Source organism: Paraburkholderia azotifigens, from assembly GCF_007995085.1.
Taxonomy (GTDB): Bacteria; Pseudomonadota; Gammaproteobacteria; order Burkholderiales; family Burkholderiaceae; genus Paraburkholderia; species Paraburkholderia azotifigens.
Genome location: NZ_VOQS01000005.1, coordinates 1,216,223 through 1,238,131, shown reverse-complemented (window position 1 = coordinate 1,238,131; position 21,909 = coordinate 1,216,223). Strand labels below are relative to the sequence as shown.

General features: G+C 64.2%; 19 protein-coding genes. 12 read left to right on the top strand and 7 right to left on the bottom strand.

The window, feature by feature from the left end:
- The first annotated feature begins 72 nt into the window (after window positions 1-72).
- The 10 genes from FRZ40_RS37580 to FRZ40_RS37535 all read left to right on the top strand — a co-directional run bounded on the left by FRZ40_RS37580 (window position 73) and on the right by FRZ40_RS37535 (window position 11,976).
- Window positions 73-2,853, top strand: a complete 2,781-nt coding sequence (locus FRZ40_RS37580; protein ID WP_147237573.1) for an ATP-binding protein — start codon at window positions 73-75, stop codon at window positions 2,851-2,853.
- Between the two features lie 229 nt (window positions 2,854-3,082).
- Entirely contained in the window at window positions 3,083-3,718 is a 636-nt protein-coding gene (locus FRZ40_RS37575) for a hydrolase (protein WP_028366289.1), read from the top strand.
- A gap of 127 nt (window positions 3,719-3,845) precedes the next feature.
- Window positions 3,846-5,726 carry an amidohydrolase gene (locus FRZ40_RS37570; RefSeq protein WP_147237572.1) on the top strand — a complete coding sequence of 627 codons (1,881 nt, stop codon included), beginning with the start codon at window positions 3,846-3,848 and terminating at the stop codon, window positions 5,724-5,726.
- Window positions 5,727-5,740: 14 nt separating this feature from the next.
- Window positions 5,741-6,154: a DoxX family protein gene (locus FRZ40_RS37565; RefSeq protein ID WP_147237571.1), complete on the top strand. Its 414-nt coding sequence runs from the start codon at window positions 5,741-5,743 to the stop codon at window positions 6,152-6,154.
- Entirely contained in the window at window positions 6,148-6,810 is a 663-nt protein-coding gene (locus tag FRZ40_RS37560) for a phosphohydrolase (RefSeq protein WP_147237570.1), read from the top strand. The genes FRZ40_RS37565 and FRZ40_RS37560 overlap by 7 nt, the downstream gene beginning before the upstream one ends.
- Window positions 6,811-6,905: 95 nt before the next feature.
- A complete protein-coding gene (locus tag FRZ40_RS37555) occupies window positions 6,906-7,154 on the top strand; it encodes a DUF1427 family protein (RefSeq protein ID WP_147237569.1) in 249 nt (82 codons plus the stop codon).
- Window positions 7,136-7,879, top strand: a complete 744-nt coding sequence (locus tag FRZ40_RS37550) for a YoaK family protein (RefSeq protein WP_147237568.1) — start codon at window positions 7,136-7,138, stop codon at window positions 7,877-7,879. Before FRZ40_RS37555 ends, FRZ40_RS37550 begins: the two co-directional genes overlap by 19 nt.
- 35 nt (window positions 7,880-7,914) lie before the next feature.
- On the top strand, window positions 7,915-8,850 hold the full coding sequence (locus tag FRZ40_RS37545) for a VOC family protein (protein WP_147237567.1): 936 nt from the start codon (window positions 7,915-7,917) through the stop codon (window positions 8,848-8,850).
- Between the two features lie 26 nt (window positions 8,851-8,876).
- Window positions 8,877-10,322 carry an alginate export family protein gene (locus FRZ40_RS37540; RefSeq protein WP_147238524.1) on the top strand — a complete coding sequence of 482 codons (1,446 nt, stop codon included), beginning with the start codon at window positions 8,877-8,879 and terminating at the stop codon, window positions 10,320-10,322.
- A gap of 700 nt (window positions 10,323-11,022) precedes the next feature.
- Window positions 11,023-11,976: an IS5 family transposase gene (locus FRZ40_RS37535; protein ID WP_147232985.1), complete on the top strand. Its 954-nt coding sequence runs from the start codon at window positions 11,023-11,025 to the stop codon at window positions 11,974-11,976.
- An 814-nt stretch (window positions 11,977-12,790) separates the two neighbouring features.
- Here FRZ40_RS37535 and FRZ40_RS37530 read toward each other — a convergent pair.
- From FRZ40_RS37530 to kduI, 4 genes are all read right to left on the bottom strand, one after another.
- Window positions 12,791-13,486 carry a hypothetical protein gene (locus FRZ40_RS37530; protein ID WP_147237566.1) on the bottom strand — a complete coding sequence of 232 codons (696 nt, stop codon included), beginning with the start codon at window positions 13,484-13,486 and terminating at the stop codon, window positions 12,791-12,793.
- Window positions 13,487-13,898: 412 nt separating this feature from the next.
- Window positions 13,899-14,780: a DNA-binding transcriptional regulator KdgR gene (gene kdgR, locus FRZ40_RS37525; RefSeq protein ID WP_147237565.1), complete on the bottom strand. Its 882-nt coding sequence runs from the start codon at window positions 14,778-14,780 to the stop codon at window positions 13,899-13,901.
- Window positions 14,781-14,868: 88 nt separating this feature from the next.
- Window positions 14,869-15,639 carry a 2-dehydro-3-deoxy-D-gluconate 5-dehydrogenase KduD gene (gene kduD / locus FRZ40_RS37520; protein WP_028366298.1) on the bottom strand — a complete coding sequence of 257 codons (771 nt, stop codon included), beginning with the start codon at window positions 15,637-15,639 and terminating at the stop codon, window positions 14,869-14,871.
- 25 nt (window positions 15,640-15,664) lie between these two features.
- Complete coding sequence (gene kduI, locus FRZ40_RS37515; protein ID WP_147237564.1) at window positions 15,665-16,501, bottom strand: 5-dehydro-4-deoxy-D-glucuronate isomerase; 837 nt, start codon at window positions 16,499-16,501, stop codon at window positions 15,665-15,667.
- A gap of 280 nt (window positions 16,502-16,781) precedes the next feature.
- Between kduI and kdgT the strand changes: the two genes are divergently transcribed.
- Entirely contained in the window at window positions 16,782-17,807 is a 1,026-nt protein-coding gene (gene kdgT / locus FRZ40_RS37510) for a 2-keto-3-deoxygluconate transporter (protein ID WP_147237563.1), read from the top strand.
- 87 nt (window positions 17,808-17,894) lie between these two features.
- Here kdgT and FRZ40_RS37505 read toward each other — a convergent pair whose 3' ends face one another.
- Both FRZ40_RS37505 and FRZ40_RS37500 read right to left on the bottom strand, forming a co-directional pair.
- Window positions 17,895-19,109, bottom strand: a complete 1,215-nt coding sequence (locus tag FRZ40_RS37505; RefSeq protein ID WP_147237562.1) for an MFS transporter — start codon at window positions 19,107-19,109, stop codon at window positions 17,895-17,897.
- A gap of 72 nt (window positions 19,110-19,181) precedes the next feature.
- A complete protein-coding gene (locus FRZ40_RS37500; protein WP_147237561.1) occupies window positions 19,182-19,823 on the bottom strand; it encodes a DsbA family oxidoreductase in 642 nt (213 codons plus the stop codon).
- 121 nt (window positions 19,824-19,944) lie between these two features.
- Between FRZ40_RS37500 and FRZ40_RS37495 the strand changes: the two genes are divergently transcribed.
- Entirely contained in the window at window positions 19,945-20,871 is a 927-nt protein-coding gene (locus FRZ40_RS37495) for a LysR family transcriptional regulator (protein WP_193567063.1), read from the top strand.
- Window positions 20,872-20,884: 13 nt separating this feature from the next.
- On the opposite strand, the gene FRZ40_RS37490 is transcribed toward FRZ40_RS37495, so the two are convergent.
- Complete coding sequence (locus FRZ40_RS37490; RefSeq protein ID WP_147237559.1) at window positions 20,885-21,841, bottom strand: LysR family transcriptional regulator; 957 nt, start codon at window positions 21,839-21,841, stop codon at window positions 20,885-20,887.
- Window positions 21,842-21,909: the final 68 nt, after the last annotated feature.

Here is a 21,909-nt window from a genome sequence, read left to right as displayed (position 1 = left end):
TATAGTGTGAGTCCTGCAAACTCGCGCAACGGCCGTTGCAAGCTTCACGGTCCTCAACACTCACCTTCACAGATGACGACGATCAGGATCGGTCAACTCGAAGTTTCACTCGATCATCGCGAAGTGCGTCACGATGGGCGCAAGGTGCCTGTCGGCAGCCGCGCGTTCGACATTCTCGCCTTGCTGATAGCCGCCGACGGCGATCTCGTGTCGAAAGAAGAGATCATGCGCGGCGTCTGGCCGACCACGGTCGTCGAAAAGAACAATCTGCAGGTTCATATCTCCGCGCTGCGCCGTGCGTTCGGCGACGAGCGCGAACGCATCGCCACCGTTCCTGGACGCGGCTATCGGCTGATCCTGCAGGCGGACGCTGGTCCCGTGTTCGATGCGGCAAGCGAGCCGCCCGCTGCGAGCGCTAATGTGTCTTTCGGCAGCGACCCGGCGCGGCCCGCGCGTCAGCCGCTGCCCGCGCGCGTGCCGGAGCTGATCGGCCGCCAGGATGCGCTCGATGGCGCGAAGGGCGCGTTGCGCGCGCATCGGACCGTGACGCTGGTGGGCACGGGCGGTATCGGCAAGACGCGGCTTGCCGTCGAAGTCGCCCATGCCGTCCAGCAGGACTTCGCCGATGGCGTCGTGTTCGTGCCGCTCGCCGCCGTGTACGACGCGCAGTCGGCGCTCGATGCGCTTGCCTTCGCGATGGGCAGCCGTCTGTCGGCGAGCCGCACGGCGCTCGCTCAGATCGCGGCCGAATGGCGCGAGCGCGAGGCGCTCGTGGTGCTCGACAACTGCGAGCAGGTGCTGGAAATCGTCGCCGCGATGGCGGAAGCGCTGACGGGCGCGGGCAGCCGCATGCGCGTGCTTGCGACGAGCCGCGAGGCGCTGCGCGTACGCGACGAGATCGTCTATCAATTGCCGCCGCTTTCCGTGCCGACCGCAAACGATCCCGGCGCCGACGTGCTGCGCACGGCCGCCGTGCGCTTCTTCCTTGCGCGCGCGCAGGCGGACGGCGCGCAGTTCCCGCTCGACGAAACCAGCCTTCTTCTGACGGGCGAAGTATGCCGCCGACTCGACGGCATTCCGCTCGCGCTGGAACTGGCGGCGTCGCGTGCCGCTGTGCTCGGCATCGGCCTGCTGGCCGAGCATCTCGACGACCGTTTCCGTATTCTCACGGGCGGACGGCGCACGGCGCTGCCGCGCCATCAGACGCTGAAGGCGACGCTCGACTGGAGCTACCGGCTGTTGAGCCGCGACGAACAGAAACTGCTGCGCTGGCTCGGCACATTCGTCAATGGCTTCACGCTCGATGCAGCCTGCGCGATGGCCGCGCGCGCCGGGCTCTCGCGCATGGAAGCGCTCGATGCCGTCAGCGGTCTCGTGTCGCGCTCGCTGCTGACGACGGACTTCGAGGGCTCGTCGTATCGCTATCGCTTGCTGGAAACCACGCGTGCCTACGCGCTGCAGCAGCTCGACGACAACGGCGAACGCACGCCCGCAGCCGGCGCGCACGCGACGCTGTTTCTCGAACTGCTCGAAACGGCGCAGAAACGGTGGGCCGAGCGGCCCGTCGTCGAATGGCTCACCGAGTTCACGCGCGAGCTGGGCAATGTGCGCACGGCGCTCGACTGGACCCTCGGCGAACGCAGCGATCACGCGACGGGCATTGCGCTCGCCGCCGTCACGGTGCCTTATCTCTACGACCTCTCGCTCGTCGACGAGTGTTGCAGCCGTGCGCGCGCCGCGCTGCGCATCATGCCGAAGCAAGAGCCGGACGACGCGGGCGTCGATGTCGAGACGCGCTTGCGGCTCGTGTCGGCGCTTGCTGCGGCGCTCGTCTATGCAGAAGGGCCGTTGGCGGAAACACGCGAAGCCTGGACGCTGGTGCTGAACGACGCAGTGCGGGCGGGTCACACGGACTATGCATCGCGCGCGCGCTGGGGCGTGTGGAACTGGCATCAATACGGCGGACGTGCGCGAGATGCGCTGATGCTCGCGCGCCGTTTCGGCGATCTCGCGCGCAGCAGCGGCCATCCGACGCTTTCCGTGCTCGCGGACCGCGTCGAAGGCATTGCGCTGCACTATACGGGCGACCAGTGCCGCGCGCGCGAATTGCTCGAACGGATGATCGCGGCTTACGAAGCGAAGCCGCTGAGCCGCTGGCACACGACGGGCTTCCGTGTCGATCACGGCATCGTCGCGCGCGCGACGCTGGCCCGCGTGCTCTGGGTGCAAGGGCAACGCAGCGAGGCGTACGACCTCGCCGCGCGCTGCTTCGATTCGGCTGTCGAGTACGACCATGAAATCGTCACCTGTTATGTGCTCGTCGAAGCGCTTGTGCCGATTGCGCTGCTTAACCACGATCGCGCGGCGGCGCGGCATGGCATCGACGTGCTGCATGAACTGTCCACGCGCTTCGGCTTCACGATCTGGAGCGCCTGTTGCGCGTGCTATGAAGCGTGGCTGATGACGCTGATGGAAACGGGCGCCGCCGCCGTCGAGCGGCTCGCGGCGTCGATTGCCGCGCTGCGCGCAACGGGTTTTCTCGCGCAGCTGTCGCCGCTGCTGGGACAGCTTGCCGTCGCGATGACGAACGAGTCGCGCGGCGACGATGCGCTCGATGCGATCGAACAGGCGCTGCGCCATGCCGACGACAACGGCGAGCGCTGGTACTACGCCGAGTTGTGCCGGATCAAGGGCGGCGTGCTGCGCGCGCTTGGCCGTCATGACGAAGCGCAACGCTGGCTCGCGGCATCGCTCGAATGCGAGCAGCGCAATGGCGCCGAACGCACCGCGGCGCGCAACGCGTCGAACCCGCGCACACCGCTGCGGGTCGTCTCCGTTCAGTCCCGTGCTTAATAACGATTAAGACTGCCATCAGGACTTTAAGTCCGCCCGTCACTAATCTTCTCCCAGGTCGTAATGCCCACGCGGCATTGTGAAACTCGCGCCTGAGTTGCGCGACGAAGCCGTTCGCATCCGCATGGCCGATGCAACGTCGACTGTATCCGACTACTAACCAGACACCAGCGCGGTTGCTTCAGGCACCCGTGCGGGTCTCTCGCATCCTCGAGAAATGGAGCTACTCATGGCCTATGAACTGTTGACGCCCGACACGTGCGCGCTCGCGCTTATCGACCATCAGCCGCAGATGTTCTTCGGCACGCACTCGCACGAGCGTACGAACGTTCTGCACAACGTCCAGATTCTCGCGAAGAGCGCAAAGCTCTTCAAGGTGCCGACCGTTCTGACGACGATCGCCGCCGACTCTTTCAGCGGCCATCTGCTGCCTGAAGTGCAATCGGTATTTCCGGAGATCAAGCCGATCGACCGCACGTCGATGAACTCGTGGGAAGACAAGGGCTTCCGTGAAGCGATCAAGGCCACGGGCCGCAAGAAGATCGTGATCGCCGGCCTGTGGACGGAAGTGTGCGTGACGTTCCCGACCATTCAGATGCTGAAGGAAGGCTTCGAAATCTACGTGCCGACGGACGCATGCGGCGACATCACGGAAGAAGCACATGAGCGCGCCGTGCAGCGCATCGTGCAGGCGGGCGCGGTGCCGATGAACTCGCTGCAGTTCATGTGCGAACTGCAACGCGACTGGGCGCGCAGCGAAACGTACGAAGGCTGCATGGAAATCTTCAAGGCGCACAGCGCATACGGCATCGGCGTGCGCTACGCGAAGCAGATCCTGGGCGAGCACGCGAGCGAGGCGGGCTGATCGGGCTTCATCGCATCACACGCGTTTTTAAGCAATGCCTCGCGCGCGGCGTTCATCGCGCCGCGTGCGGGGAAGCGTTTGACCTCGGTTCGAGCCCAGCCTGACCACGTTTTGACGGAGAGCGACGATGACCGCACCCATTCAGCCCGCCCGCATTGCGGACCTGGTGATCTACAACGGCAAGATAGCGACGCAGGACGACAAGCGCTCGTTCGTGACGGCGCTCGCCGTGTCCAAAGGCGAGATCGTCGCGAGCGGCAACGATCACGACATGATGCAATGGGCGAACGACGCCACGCGCCGTATCGACCTGAAGGGCCGCACGGTCATTCCCGGTCTCAACGACTCGCATCTTCACGTGATTCGCGGCGGCCTCAACTTCAATCTCGAGTTGCGCTGGGACGGCGTGCCTTCGTTGCACGATGCGCTCGAGATGCTGCGCGCGCAGGTCGCGCGCACGCCCGCACCGCAATGGGTGCGGGTGGTGGGCGGATGGAACGAATTCCAGTTTGCGGAGAAGCGCGGCCCGACGCTCGAAGAGATCAACGCAATCGCGCCCGATACGCCCGTCTTCATCCTGCATCTCTATGACAGCGCGCTGCTGAACGCGGCGGCGCTGCGTGCAGTCGGCTATGACCGCGATACGCCGAATCCGCCCGGCGGCGAAATCCAGCGCGACAAGCGCGGCAATCCGACGGGCATGCTGATCGCGCGCCCGAACGCGGGCCTGCTGTACGCAACGCTCGCCAAGGGTCCGAAGCTGCCTCTTGAAGACCAGATGAATTCGTCGCGTCAGTTCATGCGCGAACTCAATCGCCTCGGCGTGACGAGTGCGATCGACGCGGGCGGCGGCTATCAGGCCTATCCCGACGATTACGCCGTCATCATGGAACTCGCGAAGCGCGACGAACTGACGGTGCGTATCGCGTACAACCTGTTCACGCAGAACGCGAAGAAGGAAATCGAGGACTTCGCGAAGTGGATCAAGGCCACGAAGCCTGGCGACGGCGACGATTTCCTGAAGGTGAACGGCGCGGGCGAAATGCTGGTGTTCTCTGCAGCGGACTTCGAAGACTTCCTTGAGCCGCGCCCCGATCTGCCGGGCGCGATGGAAAGCGAACTCGAAGCCGTCGTGCGGCTGCTCGTGCAAAACGGCTGGCCGTTCCGCCTGCATGCCACTTACGACGAATCAATCGAACGCTTTCTGAACGTGTTCGAGCGCGTCAACATCGACACGCCGTTCAACGGTCTGCGCTGGTTCTTCGACCACTGCGAAACGATCTCGCAACGCAATATCGAGCGCATTGCGGCGCTTGGCGGCGGCATTGCGATTCAGCATCGGATGGCGTTCCAGGGCGAGTACTTCATCGCGCGCTATGGCGCGGAAGCCGCCGCGCGCACGCCGCCCATCCGCAACATGCTGGCAGCGGGACTGCCCGTCGGCGCAGGCACGGACGCGACGCGCGTCGCGAGCTTCAATCCGTTCGTGTCGTTGTACTGGCTCGTGTCGGGACGCACGGTCGGCGGCACGCCGATGTACGCCGCGCAGGACAGGCTCGACCGCATGGAAGCGCTGCGCCGCTATACCGTCGGCAGCGCATGGTTCTCGAGCGACGAGACGCGCAAGGGCGCGCTCGTGCCGGGTCAACTCGCGGATTTCGCCGTACTGTCCGACGACTTCTTCACGGTCGACGAAGAAGCGATCAAGCATCTGACGTCGGTGCTGACGGTGGTGAACGGTCGCGTCGTCTATGCCGCCGGCGAGTTCGACTCGTTCGCACCGCCCGCGCTGCCCGTCAGCCCGACGTGGTCGCCCGTCGCGGAATACGGCGGCTATGCGCGCTACCGTCCCGCCGCCGCGCCGCTCGCGCAGTCGTGCAACGACGCGTGCGTGAACCTGTGCGGCGTGCACAAGCATGCGCATGCATGGGCGTGGCGCAGCAACGTGCCCGCCGGCGATGCGAACTCGTTCTGGGGCGCGCTCGGTTGCAGCTGTTTTGCGTTCTGAGGCGGCGCCGCGCGATGAACCGCATTTCCGCCCCCGACGCCGCGCTGCTGTTTCTGCGCATCACTGCGAGCGTGCTCGTGCTGCTCGTGCATGGACTGCCGAAGGCGCTCCATTACACAAGCCAGCTCGATGCGATCGAAGACCCGCTGCATCTCGGCAAGACGCTGACGCTCGCGTTCGCGATCTTTGCAGAGGTCGTCTGTCCGTTGCTGATGATCGCGGGCATCGCGACGCGGCTTGCCGCGCTGCCCGTCATGCTCGTCAGCGCCATCGCGCTGGGTCTCGTGCATCGCGAATGGTCGCTGGATCAGGGGCAATTCGCGTGGATGCTGCTCATCATGTTCGGCACGATCGCGATCGGCGGCGCAGGGCGTTATCGCATCGCGCTGCGTCAGGATGCGTCCGGACAGCGGGAACGCTCATGCTGAACGGACACGCGGCGCGTCCCGCCGAAGTCGCGGGCATCGTGATGCCGCGGACACCGCTGGCGATTGCCTCGGCGGAAGCCGCGCACGCGTCGCTGCCTGACGTCGTGACCGCGCATGCGTCGCGGGTGTTCGTGTTCGCCGCGCTGGCGGCGCGGCACGAACGCATCGCCTGCGAGCCCGACATGCTGTATGTCGCGGCCATGTACATGAACATGGGTCTGAGCGCGGCTTACGCGCATTCGAATCTGCGCTACGAGATCGACGGTGCGGATGCCGCGCGCACGGCCATGCAGCGTTACGGCGTGCCGTCGAACGTGCTCGACGACGTCTGGTGCGCGATCGCGCTGCACACCACGCCTCGCGTGCCCGTGCATATGTCGGCGCTCGCGCGCGTGCTGTCGTTGGCCGTTCGCGCGGATCTGCTCGCCGACGACCTCGATGCGTGGTCGCAGGCGGAGCGCGAGCAGATCGTCGCCGCCTGGCCGCGCGGCGCCCGTTTCAAGGAACGCATGATCGAAGCGATCGGTCGCGGCGTCGCGCATCGACCGATGTCGACGTTCGGCACGTTGAGCGCGGACGTGCTGGAGCGCGTGGACCCGGACTTCTGCCGGACGAATTTTTGCGGACTGATACTCGGCTCGCCGTGGAACGACTAGTTGCCATGTCGGTACGCAAAAGGACGAACCGCGAAGCCATGAAAACCGAAGCAAGGCGCGCTCGACGATTCGATGCAGCGCGCGAGGAGTGAACCATGTCATATCTGATTTCGTTGGGCGCCGGCCTCGTCGTCGGCCTGTTGTATTACGTCGTGCGCGTGCAGTCGCCCGCGCCGCCGCTGATCGCCCTCGCGGGCCTGCTCGGCATCGTGATCGGCGAGCATGCGATCCCCTTCGTGCAGGCGCAGATCCGCACGCCTGACGCGCAGACGCAAAGCGCGCCACCGTCCACCAACAGCACCACCAGCACCACAGCGGCTTCGTCATGCGGCAAGGACCAGTGAGCGCGGGCGCGGAGACGCGCGTCGCGGCGCAACCCGATCACGTGACGGGCGAAGACGCGTGGCTCGCGACGATCGCGGGCTATGTCGACACGCTCGGCTTCGTCGCGCTGTTCGGCCTGTTCACCGCGCACGTGACGGGCAATTTCATTCTGATCGGCTCGGGCCTGGCGGGCGCGGGCAAGGGCTTGCTGATCAAGTGGCTCGCGTTTCCCGCGTTCGTCGCGGGGATCGTGCTGGCGCGGGTGCTCGACAACCACCTGCTCGCACGAGGACACGGCACACGCGCCTGCGCGCTCTATGTGATGCAGGCCGTGCTGCTCGCGGGCTTCATGGTGGCGGGCGTGCTCGCCGTGCCGATCTCCGACGCGGACGCGCCGATGACGATTGCCTGCGGCCTGCTCGGCGCGGCGGCGATGGGCGTGCAGAACGCGCATGGCCGGCTGACTGCGCGCTCCGTCGTCGCGAACACGGTGATGACGGGCAACGTCACGCAGGCCGTGATCGACGCATTCGATCTGCTGTTTTCATCCGGCGACGCGAAGACTCGGCAGGCCGCGCGCACGCGCCTCATGCGCACGTTGCCGCCCGTCGCCGGTTTCGCGATCGGTGCAGGTGCGGGCGCAGCGGGCTATCTGTTTGCGTCGTTCTGGGCGCTGCTGCCGCCGCTTGCCGCGCTCTGCGTGCTCGCGCTGCTGTCGGGAAGCACGGGCGCGCCGCGCACCTGATCGTGCCGAATCCATTACCAGCAAGGAGTGTTTTCATGAGTACCGTCAAGATGTATCGATTGTTGCGTGCCGCCGTCGTGTCGATCGCGGCGCTCGGCGTGACGCTCGCGGGGACGCCCGCATTCGCCGAAGCCGACCATCAGAACGCGGGCAAGAGTGCGCCCGTCGTGTCCGTCGGGCCGCAGTACGACACGACGCACGTGTATGTGTCGAACCAGGATATCGACGCGTTCGTCGACAGCTTCGTCGCGACCTTCGGCGGCAAGGCTTCGCAGCGCGCCGTGTTCACGGTCACGCCGACGCCGAGCAAGACGGCGTCGCAGTACGTGCAGACGCCTGTGGGCATGTTGTCGGTATTCGCGTTCCAGACGCCGGTTCCGTATCCGTTCGGCAGCGAGCGCACGGGCTATCTCGTCACCGACATCGACAAGGCCGTGCGTGCCGCGCGTGCGGCGGGTGCGGACGTGGTCGTCGATACCTTCGACGATCCGATCGGCAAGGATGCCGTCATCCAGTGGCCGGGCGGTCTGTCTATGCAGTTGTACTGGCATACGAAGGCGCCGTCATACGGACCGCTCGAAACGGTGCCGGACAATCGCGTGTATGTGTCGCCGCAAGCCGCCGACAACTTCATCAAGCGTTTCGTGCGTTTCTCGCACGGCAAGGTCGTGTCCGACGACCGTCATGCCGATGGTGCGGAAATCGGCCGACCCGGCGACACGATCCGGCGCGTGCGCATCGCGTCGGGCTTCGGCAACATGCTGGTGTTCGCGACGGATGGCAAGCTGCCGTATCCGTTCGGCCGCGAGACGACGGGCTACCAGGTCGCCGATCTCGACGCGACGCTCACGAAGGCGCAAGGCGCCGGCGTGAAGGTGCTGTCGCCCGCGAACCGCACGGTCGAAGGACGCACGGCGACGGTCGAATTTCCCGGCGGCTACGTCGCCGAGATTCACGAAGTGAAGAAGTGACGGTGCGACGGTCGACGAACAGCGCGATGCGGCGCGCGATCAGACGGGCGGGCAAGGCTGCGGCATGCGCGGCGGTTGCTGTGTGGGGCGTGACGGAGAGTCCTTATGCGCTGGCTGCCGATAACGCCGCCGACACAAGCGCGCCCGCCTGCACGGCAACGCGGCCCTCGGGGTTGTCGTTCAACCGCTGGCAGGAGGACTGGTCGGTGCTCGCGCTGCCGTGTGTGCCGCGCAAGCCGTTCGATGCGCTCAAGTACATTCAGCCCGGCAGCGATCCGTCGACGTATCTGTCGCTCGGCGCGAATCTGCGCGAGCGCTTCGAGTTGAACAACACGCCACTGTTCGGCCTCGGCAGCGCGCGGCCCGACAGCTACGTGATCCAGCGCGCGGAGGTGCATGCCGATGCGCGCATCGGCGGGCACGTGCAGGCGTTTTTCCAGCTGGAGGATGCGCGGCCGTTCGGCAAGGATGCCGTGTCGCCCGTCGACAAGAATCCGCTCGATGTCGAGCAGGCGTTCGTGGCCTTCGTGTACGGCGTGGGCGGCGGCACGTTCAAGGCGCGTGTCGGACGTCAAGAGATGGCGTTCGACTTGCAGCGCTTCGTGTCCGTGCGCGATGGTCCGAACGTGCGTCAGGCGTTCGATGCAGTGTGGGCCGACTATGAAATCGGCAAGTGGCGCTTCATCGGCTACATGACGCAGCCGGTGCAGTACCGCGACGTCACGGCGTTCGACGATGTATCGAACCGGCATCTGACGTTCAGCGGCGTGCGTGTCGAGCGGACCAACACGGGGCCGGGCGATCTGTCTGCGTACTGGTCGCGCTATAACCGCGACAATGCGCGCTTTCTCGATGCGTCGGGTACCGAGCATCGCGATGTGTTCGATGTGCGCTATGCGGGCAAGGTTGCGCCGTTCGACTGGGACGCGGAAACGATGCTGCAGACGGGGCATGTCGGCAAGGACACGATCGGCGCGTGGGCGTTCGGCGTACTGGGTGGTTATACGCTTGCTTCGATGCCGGGGACGCCGCGAATCGGGCTGCAGGTGGATGGCGCGTCGGGTGACAGGCACCCCGGTGACGGACGTGTCGGCACTTTCAATCCTTTGTTTCCGAATGGGTACTACTTCACGCTGGCTGGCTACACCGGGTATAGCAACCTGATTCATGTGAAGCCGTCGATTACGTTCAAGGTGACGCCGAAGGTTTCTCTGCTGACTGCGGTTGGGTTTCAGTGGCGGGCTACCACCGCCGATGCGATCTATGGTCAGGGTTCGGCTGTGGTCCCCGGCACGGCGGGGAAGGGGACGAGGTGGACGGGGATGTATGCGCAGGTGCGCGCCGACTGGCTTGTGAGTTCGAACGTTGCACTGGCTTTGGAGGCTGTGCACTTTCAGGTCGGTGATTCGATTCGCTCGCTCGGTGCGCGTAATGCGGATTATGTTGGCGTTGAAGCCAAATTTGGATGGTGAGTGGGCCTTCGAGGTGCGGGGTTTGCCGGTCGGGGTTTGGGGTTTGGGTGTTGGCGCTGGCGTTGGCGTTGGCTGGCATCCGCGATTTCGTATCGGTGCTTCTTGCGTTGCCCCTGTGCGGGGCGGCACTTACTTTCTTTGCCGCCGCAAAGAAAGTAAGCAAAGAAAGCGGGCTCACACCGCCAGTGCTTGTTGTTGCCTGCGGGCCCCCAGCCGGTCCCGCACTCCAAGCGGCAGTCCACTGTCCTACGCCCGTTGCCAGCGTGCTAACTCACGCCTCCCCCGCTTCACACGCCCGCGTCAGGTTTCTCTTTACCAGAAAGTCCACGGCCGCCAAGGTGGCAAACTGTGTGTAGGCCGTCGCCATGGAAGTGCACCACTTCGGACCGAAAAGCAGGATCGGTGTCGTAGGAGCGCGAACGCGTAGGGCGCGCAATGCGGATTATGTTGGCGTTGAAGCCAAACTCGCATAGTGAATGGGCCTTCGAGGTGCGGGTTTTGCCGGTCGGGGTTTGGGGTTTGGGTGTTGGTGTCGGCTGGCATCCGCGATTTCGTATCGGTGCTGCAAGCGTTGCCCCTGTGCGGGGCGGCACTTACTTTCTTTGCCGCCGCAAAGAAAGTAAGGGAATTTCTGCAAAAGTCCTGGCATTGACGTGAGCTTGGACTATCCTGGGATCAGGAGAATTCATGGAGTGGCGTGATGACACAACTTGGTCTTGGTCTGGATCTGTCAACGAAGCGCACTCGCAAGCGCGAGTTTCTCGATGAGATGACGCGCGTGGTGCCGTGGCAGAAGCTGATTGCGCTCATCGAACCGCACTATCCGAAAGGCAAGACCGGCCGCCCACCGTTCCCAGTCGCAACGATGTTGCGCATTCACTTCATGCAGCAATGGTTCAGCCTCTCGGACCCGGCGATGGAGGAGGCGCTGCACGACATCCCGCTGTATCGGGAGTTTGCGCTGCTGGGCACGGGTATGACGCGGCTGCCTGACGAGAGCACGATCCTGCGATTCCGGCACCTGCTTGAGGCCCATGAGCTGTCGGCCAGAATGCTGGCGACGGTCAACGAGATCCTGCAGGCGAAGGGCCTGATGCTCAAGGTGGGCTCGGCGGTCGACGCAACGCTGATTTCGGCACCCAGTTCGACGAAGAAGGCCGGCACGCGAGACCCCGAGATGAGCCAGACGCAAAAGGGCGGCAGCTGGTACTTCGGTATGAAGGCGCACATCGGAGTCGATGTGGAGTCGGGGCTGGTGCATACCGTGAAGTGCACGCCGGCAAATGTTCACGACATCACGGTGGCGCATGAACTGTTGCACGGCGACGAGCAGGTTGCGTTTGCCGATGCGGGCTACGTGGGCATCGAGAAGCGGGGCGAAACGGGGGCGGTCCAGTGGCACGTGGCGATGAGGCCGAGCAAGCGAAGAAAGCTGGACAAAAGCAAGCGGCTCGACAGAATCTACGAGAAAGTCGAGCGGCTCAAGGCGGGCGTGCGGGCGAAGGTTGAGCACCCGTTTCGGGTGCTCAAATGTCAGTTCGGCTATCTGAAGGCGCGGTATCGGGGACTGGCGAAAAACACGGCGCAGATCGAAACGCAGTTCGCGCTGATCAATCTCTGGCTGGCTCGCGGGGTGCTCGGTAAAGCGAAATGAAGGGCGAAGACGCCCCCAAAGGCGCAGCGTCCATGCGCAAGATGCGACCAGCATCGGTTCAACACAGCGTGAATGAGGACGCGAATTCCACTCCGCGCGTGCCAGTTAAAGATCCCAGGCAGAAAACGGGTTGTTCAGACCTTCCTAAGCAAAGAAAGCGGGCTCACACCGCGAATGCTAGTCGTTGCCTGCGGGCCCCCAACCGGTCCCGCACTCCACACGACATCGCACTGTCTTGCGCCCGTTGCCAGCGTGCTAACTCACGCCTCACCCACTTCATATTCCCGCGTCATGGGTTGTCTTACCAGGAAGTCCAGCGCAGCCCAGGTGGCAAACTGTGTGTAGGCAGTCGCGACGTACGTGCACCACTCCGGACTGAAAATCGGGATCGGTGTCGTAGAAGCGCCAACGCGTAAGGCGCGACAACCTACACACAGTTTGCCACCTGGGCGGCGCGGACGGTACGCTGCCGCTGGCTGTGCTACGGATGAGTGGAGCGGGTGATGCGCCTGTTAAAGGCGCTGGCAACGCGCGCAAAATGGTGCGTTGCCGTGTGGAGTGCGGGACCCGTAGGGGGCCCGCAGGCAAACACAAGGATTAGCGGTGTGAGCGGCTTTCTTTTGCCTACTTTTCTTTGCCGCTGCAAAGAAAAGTAGGTGCCGCCCCGCACAGGGGCGACGCTAATAAACCGATACGAATTCGCGGATGCCAGCGAAGAACGCCAGATGCCAGCGAAGAACGCCGGCCGCCAGCGAAGAACGCCAGACGCCAGCGAAGAACGCCAGCTGCAAGCAAAAAAACTGGCGTGGCGCGTCTACCTCCAGCCACCATACCCCCTCCACCCATATCCATAAGGCCGATAAACCGGATACGCGCCAGCGTATTGCACAGGCACAACAGGCGGCGGACTGACATAAACCTGCTGATACACGGGCATAGGCACATACTGCACGGGCGGCGGCGCCTGATAAGGCGAGAACACGACGGTTTCCATTTCTTCCGGCGACGGCCCGTCATAAACAGGCGCCTGCGAGTACACAGGAGCAGCCCGATACCGGGGCCGCGGCGCAGGAGCGGGCGCATACTGCACAGGCGCCGCATCCTCATCGTCATAACCAGCCTGAGCCTGCGAAGGCAAAGACTGCTGCGCGACCCGCGGCTGCGCAACACGCCGCACCTGAGCGCCATCGTCGCCAGGCATGCCAGAAGGCAAAGGCGGCGGCGCAGTCTTCGTCCGCTTCAACTGATCCCGCAACGACGCGTACGTTTCGGCATCTTCCTTCGCGCGAGCGTTATAACCGCTGTGATAAGCGTCGCTCAGATCCTTCAGACGCGCCTTGTTTTCCTCGTCGGCCGTCATCTGCTCTTCGCCCGGATCGAGCGAAGCCTCGCTCACGCCGGCGCTGTCATAGGCTGACCGCGGCCCGTCAGCCCACGCAATAGCAGGCGAGAAGGCTGGACTCAAAGTCACGGTCAACGCCGCAGACCCGAGCAATGTGCTGATTCTCATGATTGTTACCTCGCTGGTGGTCATACACGGCAAACACAACCCTGTATGGAGGCCCGGTGCCGATCGGAGAGAAATCAGCCACCCGCCGGAATGTCCATACGCCCATGCTGCACGCGTGCATTTACCAGGGACGACCCCAAGTACCGGACGCATACCGCCTCGTCCGCACGATCAACATGACGTGGATTAACTTGCCAGCATTCGACCGCGCAGGATGCGATGTAACGCACACAGCGCGCGAGATAGCGTATGAGGAAAAACGAGGTGTCGACCTGAAGCGGGCGCTCGCCCGGTTTCGACAAGCGAACGCGCTTCAGTCCGCGCTTCAGTCCGCGCTTCAGTCCGGTAAGGAACGAGGCAGAAAAATGACGGTCGGCACGCCGTGTTTCACGCGCCGTTAGCGAACCGGGCGTCAGCCCGGATGCGTGACTTCCGCAGCTTCCTGTGCCGGCTCGCGATAGCCGAGCCTGGCCGACACGGCAGCGCCCGCTGCCTTGAGCAACGCGACATAGTGCAGCTTGGTATCCGCGCCGCAACGCATCGTCGGGAAGGATACGGATAGACCTGCGATCACGCGGCCAAAGCGGTCGAACACAGGCACGGCAAGACACCGCAAGCCTTCTTCCTGTTCCTCGATGTCTTCGCCGTAACCCTGCGCGCGCACTTGCGGCAGGATGCTCATCACGGCTTCGGCGGATGACAATGTCTTCGCCGTCGATTTGCGCAATTCGATATGCGAGAGCACCTCGCGCGCTTCGGCGGGCTCCATCCACGCCAGCAGCACCTTGCCGATCGCCGTGCTATGCAGCGGATTGCGCCGCCCGATGCGCGACTGCATCCGCAGCCCGTAATCGGCATCGATCTTGTGAATGTAGATGATCGCGTCTTCGTCGAATGTGCCGAGATGCACGGCTTCGCGCGTCGCGTGGCCGATCCGGCGCATTTCGATGTCGGCCTCGCGCACGAGGTCTACGCTTTCCAGCGCTTTCGCGCCGAGTTCGAAGAGACGGATGGTGAGCCGGTAACGCTCGGTTTCCACTTCCTGCGTCACGTAGCCAAGCGCCTTGAGCGTCTGCAGCATGCGGTGCACGGTCGTCTTCGATAGCGAGAGCCGCTGCGACAGTTCGCTGATACCGATCTGTCCGCTATCCCCGATCGCGCCGAGAATCGCGAACACGCGCGCGACGGACGACAGCGACTCGCCTTTATCGGCGGCGTCCGCATCGGACAGGAGCGGCGCGGCGCGCTTGCGCGGTGCCGCTGCCGTGGTCTTGGGTTTGTCGATAGCTGCCATATGTTTTCGCGGCGGTTGTCCCGCGGCCGTCTTTCCACAACGATGTTGCCAATCGACGAAATATACCGCGTGCGCAGCGCAATTCACATCATCGCGCGAGCCAGCCGCCGTCGACAGCGAGTGTATGGCCGTGCACGTAGTCCGAAGCGGACGACGCCAGAAACACCACGGGGCCAGCGAGATCGTCGGGCGTGCCCCAGCGTGCTGCCGGAATGCGCGCGAGAATTTCGCCGTTGCGCTGCTCGTCCTCGCGCAGCGCCGCCGTGTTCGACGTCGCCATGTAGCCCGGCGCGATCGCGTTCACGTTGATGCCGCGCGCCGCCCATTCGTTGGCGAGCAGGCGCGTGAGGCCGAGCATGCCGCTCTTCGACGACGTGTACGACGCCACGCGGATGCCGCCCTGGAACGACAGCATCGACGCGACGTTGATGATCTTGCCGCGCTTCTCCCGCCCGACGAAATGGCGTGCCACCGCCTGCGCGAGGAAGAAGGCGCTCTTGAGATTCACGTTCATCACGTCGTCCCAGTCTTCCTCGGTGAACGTGAGCGCATCCGCGCGACGGATGATGCCCGCGTTGTTCACCAGCACGTCGATCCGTCCGCACGCTTCGAGCGCGGCGCGCACGATGTCGTCGACAGGCGCGCTGCTCGACAGGTCGGCGCTCACGCCGGCGTAGCGGCGGCCGAGCGCGTGAACGCGTTGCGCGGTGCCGCTGTCGTCCGAACGGCTCACGCCGACGATATCGCAGCCCGCGCCGGCCAGCGCGCACGCCATGCCCGCGCCGAGCCCCGTGTTGCTGCCCGTGACGAGCGCGACTTTGCCCGTGAGGTCGAAGGGTTGCATCGGTTGCGAAGTCATGCGCTGTTCCTCTCGATGAAATGCATCAGCGCAGATCGCGCACGGCGAGATGATCCATGTCGCCGAACACCTGGTTCTCGCCGACCATGCCCCAGATGAACGTATAGGCGCGCGTGCCGACACCCGAGTGAATCGACCAGCTCGGCGAAATCACGGCCTGCTCGTTGTGCACGAGGATGTGGCGCGTCTCCTGCGGCTCTCCGAGCATGTGGAAGACGGCGGTGTCGTCCGCGACGTTGAAGTAGAAATACACCTCCATCCGGCGCTCGTGCGTGTGGCAGGGCATCGTGTTCCAGAGGCTGCCGGGTTCGAGCTTCGTCATGCCCATCGACAGCTGGCAGGTGGGCAGCACTTCGGGAACGATGAACTTGTAGATGGTGCGGCGGTTGCTCGTCGCGGGATCGCCGAGCGTTTGCGGCGACGCTTCGGCGAGCGTGATGGTGCGCGTCGGGTACGCGGCCTGGGCAGGCGCGCAGTTCAGATAGAACTTCGCGGGACGTGCGGGATCGTCGCTGCCGAACGTCAAAGACTGCGTGCCCTTGCCGACATAGATGGCTTCCTCGTTGTGCACGGCGAAGCGCTTGCCGTCCGCTTCGACCCAGCCGTCGCCGCCGATATTGATCGCGCCCAGTTCGCGCCGCTCCAGCAGATAGCCGACGCCGATCGACTTGCCGAGCGAGCCGGGCACTTCGACAGCGCGCGTCTGCGGAAACGCGCCGCCCACAATGATCCTGTCGATATGGCTATAGGTCAGCGCGAGCGCGTCCGGCTCGAACACCTTCTCGACGAGGAACTCTTTTCTGAGGCCGGCCGTGTCGAGCGTTTTCGCGTATTCGCTGTTAATGCTCTGCCTGACTTCCATGTCTCCTCCGCTGCGGGACGGCGTCTGAATGCGGCGTCCGGGTTGGCTGTGCGCGCAGTCTAGCATGATCGGAACGCTGGTCCGAAATAAGAAAAATGTCAAATCGCCATATAGCGGGAGGCGCGGTAAAAATGCAGGGTAAACGATTAATCTCCATGCACACAAAATCGGAACAACGTTCCTTTGTCGATGCTATAGTCCGCGGACGGGTGGACAGAGCCGGACTCATACCGGACAGTTCGCCGTTCCCATCACCGGCCTGGCGTCGTATGGAGGAGACATGAAACTGAAGAAGGCAATCGACCGCGTACCGGGCGGTCTCATGCTGGTTCCGCTGTTGCTCGGCGCTTGTGTGCATTCGTTTGCGCCTGGCGCGGGCAAGTACTTCGGATCGTTCACGAACGGCCTGATTACGGGCACCGTGCCGATTCTCGCTGTGTGGTTCTTCTGCATGGGCGCGACGATCGACCTGCGCGCGACGGGCACCGTGCTGCGCAAGTCGGGCACGCTGCTCGTCACGAAGATGCTGGTCGCCTGGCTCGCCACGATCGTCGCGTCGTCGCTGCTGCCTGTCGACGGCATCAAGACAGGGCTGTTCGCCGGGCTATCGGTGCTCGCGATCACGACCTCGATGGACATGACCAACGGCGGTCTCTATGCGGCCGTGATGCAGCAATACGGCACCAGGGAAGAAGCAGGCGCGTTCGTGCTGATGTCGATCGAATCGGGGCCGCTCGTGAGCATGATCATTCTCGGCGCGACGGGCGTCGCGTTCTTCGAGCCGCGTCTGTTCGTCGGCGCCGTGCTGCCGTTTCTGATCGGCTTCACGCTCGGCAATCTGGATAGCGCGCTGCGTGAACTGTTCGGCCGCTGCGTGGTGCCGCTGATTCCGTTCTTCGGTTTCGCGCTCGGCAACGGTATCGACCTCAACGTGATCGTCAAGAGCGGCATTCCGGGTGTGCTGCTCGGCCTCGCCGTGATCGTCATCACGGGCATTCCGCTGATTCTCGCCGACCGCTTGATTGCTGGCGGCAATGGCGCGGCGGGTCTGGCTGCTTCATCGACGGCGGGTGCGGCGGTCGCGAATCCTTCGATCATCGGCGAGATGATTCCGCGCTTCAAGCCGATGGTCCCCGCCGCGACGGCGATGGTCGCGACGGCATGCCTCGTCACCGCGATTCTCGTGCCGATCCTGACCGCGATATGGTCGCGGCGCGCGAGAATGAAGGCGGGATTGAACCAGCAGAGCGTGCAGGCGGACGACGAAAACGTCGGCGAGCTGAAGCCGCTCGGTGCACACGAATAACGCGTTTTCCGCAAAGACAAACGGCGCGAACCCGTTGGTTCGCGCCGTTGTCATTTGGGCCGTCACGCGTCAGGCCCATTAGACCCTTCACACGCGGCTCGCCGCATGCGGCCGGCCGATCGCGAGGTAGTGCACGAGCGCGATCACAGGAAACGCCGTCGCGACGCTTGCCACGAGCGTCCAGCCGCCATGCTCGTATAGCGGACTCGCGAGCGCGGAACCGATTGCGCCGCCGACGAAGATGCTCGTCATGTACAGCGCATTCAATCGATTGCGGCTCGCTGCATGCAGCGCATAGATTTCGCGCTGGCCGAGCACCATGTTCATCTGCACTGCGAAGTCGAGCACGATACCCGTGACGACGAGACCGCCGACGCCCCACGCAGGATGAATCAGCGCGGGCGTATAAGCGAGCGCGCCGACCACCAGCGCGATCAGCGTCGCGCGCACCGAGTGGCCTGCATCCGCGAGACGGCCCGCGATGGGCGCCGACGTCGCGCCGATTGCGCCGACCAGCGCGAACACGCCGATCGCCGTCTGCGACAGCCCGAAATGGCGCGTCAGTTCGACGGGCACAGCTGTCCAGAACAGGCTGAACGATGCGAACATCAGCGCCTGATACAGCGCGCGATGACGCAGGACGGGCATCGTGCGAACGAGTTGGCCGAGCGACGCAATCAGTTGGGGATAGGTGGCCTGGTGCGAAGGCTGGCGGGATGGAATGGTCAGCGCGAGCACGGCCGTGACGATCGCCATCAGCACGGCCGCCGAGCCGAACACGACGCGCCAGCCGAAGTGACCCGCGACGATGCTCGAAATCGGCCGCGACAGCAGAATGCCGAGCAGCAGCCCGCCCATGATCGTGCCGACCACGCGTCCGCGCGTTTCGTCCGGTGCGAGATGCGCGGCGAGGGGGATCAGGATCTGCACCGCGACGGAGCTGAAGCCGATCAGCAGCGAGACGGCGAGGAACGCGCCCGGCGCATGCGTGAACGATGCCGCCGCGAGGCTCGCAATCGAGACCAGCGCTGTCGCGATCATCAGCTTGCGGTTTTCGAGCAGATCGCCGAGCGGCACCAGAAAGAACAGCCCGAGTGCGTAGCCGATCTGCGTAAGCGACACGATCAGGCTCGCCATGCCGCTCGACATGTGGATGGACGGGGCGATCAGTTCGGTGATCGGTTGCGCGTAATAGAGGTTCGCGACAATCGCGCCGCAACTGAACGCGAACAGTGCGATGAGGCCGCGCGTGAGCCCGGCAGCGGTTTCGCTGCGTGCGAGCGTCGATGGACTGCTGGACATGCTGACTCCTTTTTCTTCAATGCGTAAGCGGGTATGACGTGGATGCCCGAGATGCGCGATGTTGGTGCGCTTTCATGCTGCGCTGCGTTGTGTAGCGGCCGCGCGCAGCGCCTGCGCGAACACGGCGGGTGGTTGCGCGCCGCTGATGGATACGTTGTCGATCAACACCGTCGGCACGCTGCTGATGCTCCAGCGCGCATCGACGAGTTCGCGGTTGCCTGGATCCGACAGCAGATGTGCACGCACCCGACCTGCATCGAAACCCTGCTTGCCTGTGATCTCGACAAGCGTATCGATCGATCCGATATCGCGTCCTTGCGAGAAGTACGCGGCGAAGATTGCATCGACAAGCTGCGCGACGTTTTCGGAATCGCCGTGCAGCATAGCGAATTGCATCAAACGGTGCGCGCGGCGTGTATTCGGCGTGCGCGCAACCTTCGCATAGTCGAATGACAAACCTGCGGCGAGACCGGCTGCCGCGGCCTGTGCGTCGAGCGTCTGCGAACGCGCCCAGCTGCCGTACTTGAGCGTGCGATACGCGCGCCGGTCCATGCCTTCGACAGGCATCGACGGATTCAGCTCGAACGGCATGTAGCGCACGTCGACAGGTGCATCGAGCCTGGCGAACCGGATGCCTGCGGCCAGGTTGGTGTGACCGATCCAGCACCACGGGCAGATGAAGTCATAGGCGAAAACGGTGGGCACGGCTTGCATCGGCTACTCCTCGAAAACGGATGAGCCAAGATTAGCCGTTGCGCCACGCGCTTTGAATCCATGCCGGATGCAAACGTCCGTTGCGTGGAGCGCAATCGACATCGCGGGCATAATCGCCGCCATGGACAAACTGCTTGCGCTGAACACATTGCTCGAAGTCGCCGATGCGGGCGGTTTCGCGAAAGCCGCCCAGCGCCTGGGCGTCGCGACGTCGTCGGTGACGCGGCTGATGGATGCGCTCGAAGCGTCGCTCGGCACGGCCTTGCTCACGCGCACGCCGCGCAAGGTCAGCCTGACTGACGCGGGCACAGCCTATGTCGAACAGATTTCGAAAGTGCTCGACGATCTCGCCGAAGCCGACGAAAGCATTCTCGACAGCGGCGCGGCTCCCGTCGGCGCGTTGCGCATCACCGTGCCGTCCGCGTACAACCGCACGCAGCTCGCGCCTCATCTCGCGGCGTTTCTCGCCGAGTATCCGCGCGTCGCGCTCGACGTCGTCGTCGCCGATCACTTCGCTGATCTCGCGCTCGATCGCATCGACGTCGCCGTGCGAATCGGACTCATGACGCGCGACCCGAATCTCGTCGTGAAGAAGCTCGCGGACAATCCGCGCTATGTGGTCGCAAGTCACGACTATCTGCAACGCGCGGGCACGCCGGCCTCACCCGCGGCGCTCGCGGAGCACGAATGTCTGCGCATCGCATATGGCGGCAGTTATCGCGCGCGCCAGGTGTGGACGTTCAGCCGGAGCGCGGAACAGGAGCGCGTCGACGTGCGCGGCCGGCTCATTTCGAACAGCCTGGAGATGCTGCTCGAAGCGGTGCTCGCCGGGCAAGGTCTTGCGCTGTTGCCCGATTGGCTCGTCAATCACGAGATCGGCGCGGGACGTCTGATGCGCCTGTTCGCGGACTTCGACGTGACGCCGCAGAACGGCGACGCCGTCGTGTATGCGGCGTATCTGCCGAATCGGCGTCATTCGAGCAAGGTGAGAGCGCTGCTGCGTTTTCTCGAAGCGCGCGTCGGCGGTTCGACGGAGAGCGCGGCGTAGCGCGTTCACGCCATCACAACCCGCCCACGCCGCGCGTTTTCAACGCGTACGGTCCGCGCGTCAGATGCTCCTTCAGAAATTCCACGCACACGCGAATCTTCGCCGACGATGACGCGCGCGCCGACGTCACGGCCCAGACATCGGCGGGCTGGTAGTGCTGCGGCAGTACGCGCACGAGCTTGCCCGATTCGAGGCTCGATGCGACGTCCCACACCGACGCCATGATCACGCCGTCACCTTCGAGCGCCCATTGCTGAACGATGTCGCTGTGATTCGAGGCAATGGGCCCCGTCACCTTGACCGACTTCTCGCCGTCCGGTCCCGTCAGGCGCCACGCGCCGAAGCGCTGGTCGCGCTCGCGAAACAGCAGGCAATCGTGCTGCGCGAGATCGGCGAGCGTGCGCGGCGTGCCCTTGCGCTCCAGATATACCGGCGACGCGCACAGAATCCGCACGCTCTCGACGATCTTGTGCGCAATCAGATGCGGCTCCTGAATATTGCCGACGCGCAGGTCGATATCGAAGCTCTCGCCGACGAGATCGACGCGGCGGTCGAGCAGTTCGAGCCAGATTTCGAGCGCCGTGTAGCGCTTTCGCAGCAGCGACAGGATCGGCGAAACATGGTCGCGGCCCAGACGCAGACTCGTGCTGATGCGCAAGATGCCGCGCGGATCGCTCTTCAATCCGGCGAAAGCGTCGGACATGCCCTGCACGTCGTCGAGGATCTTCTGTGCCCACTGGAAGGCCGCTTCGCCGTCGCTCGTCACGCTGACGCGGCGCGTCGTGCGCAGGAAGAGTTTCACACCGAGGCTCTTTTCGAGCAGCGCGATGCGCTTGCTCACGTGCGAAGGCGAAATACCCATTTCCGCCGATGCGGTGACGAAGCTCGCCCGCCGCGCCACGGTGCAGAACAGCTGCAGGTCACGCAGGAACCCGTCATTATTGGCTAAAAGCGCATTATGATTTTCCATCTGGCCTGATTATGTTGGTGAGCGGCACGAGTAATCTAGCTCAATTCACGAAGCCGTCCAATCCCTGT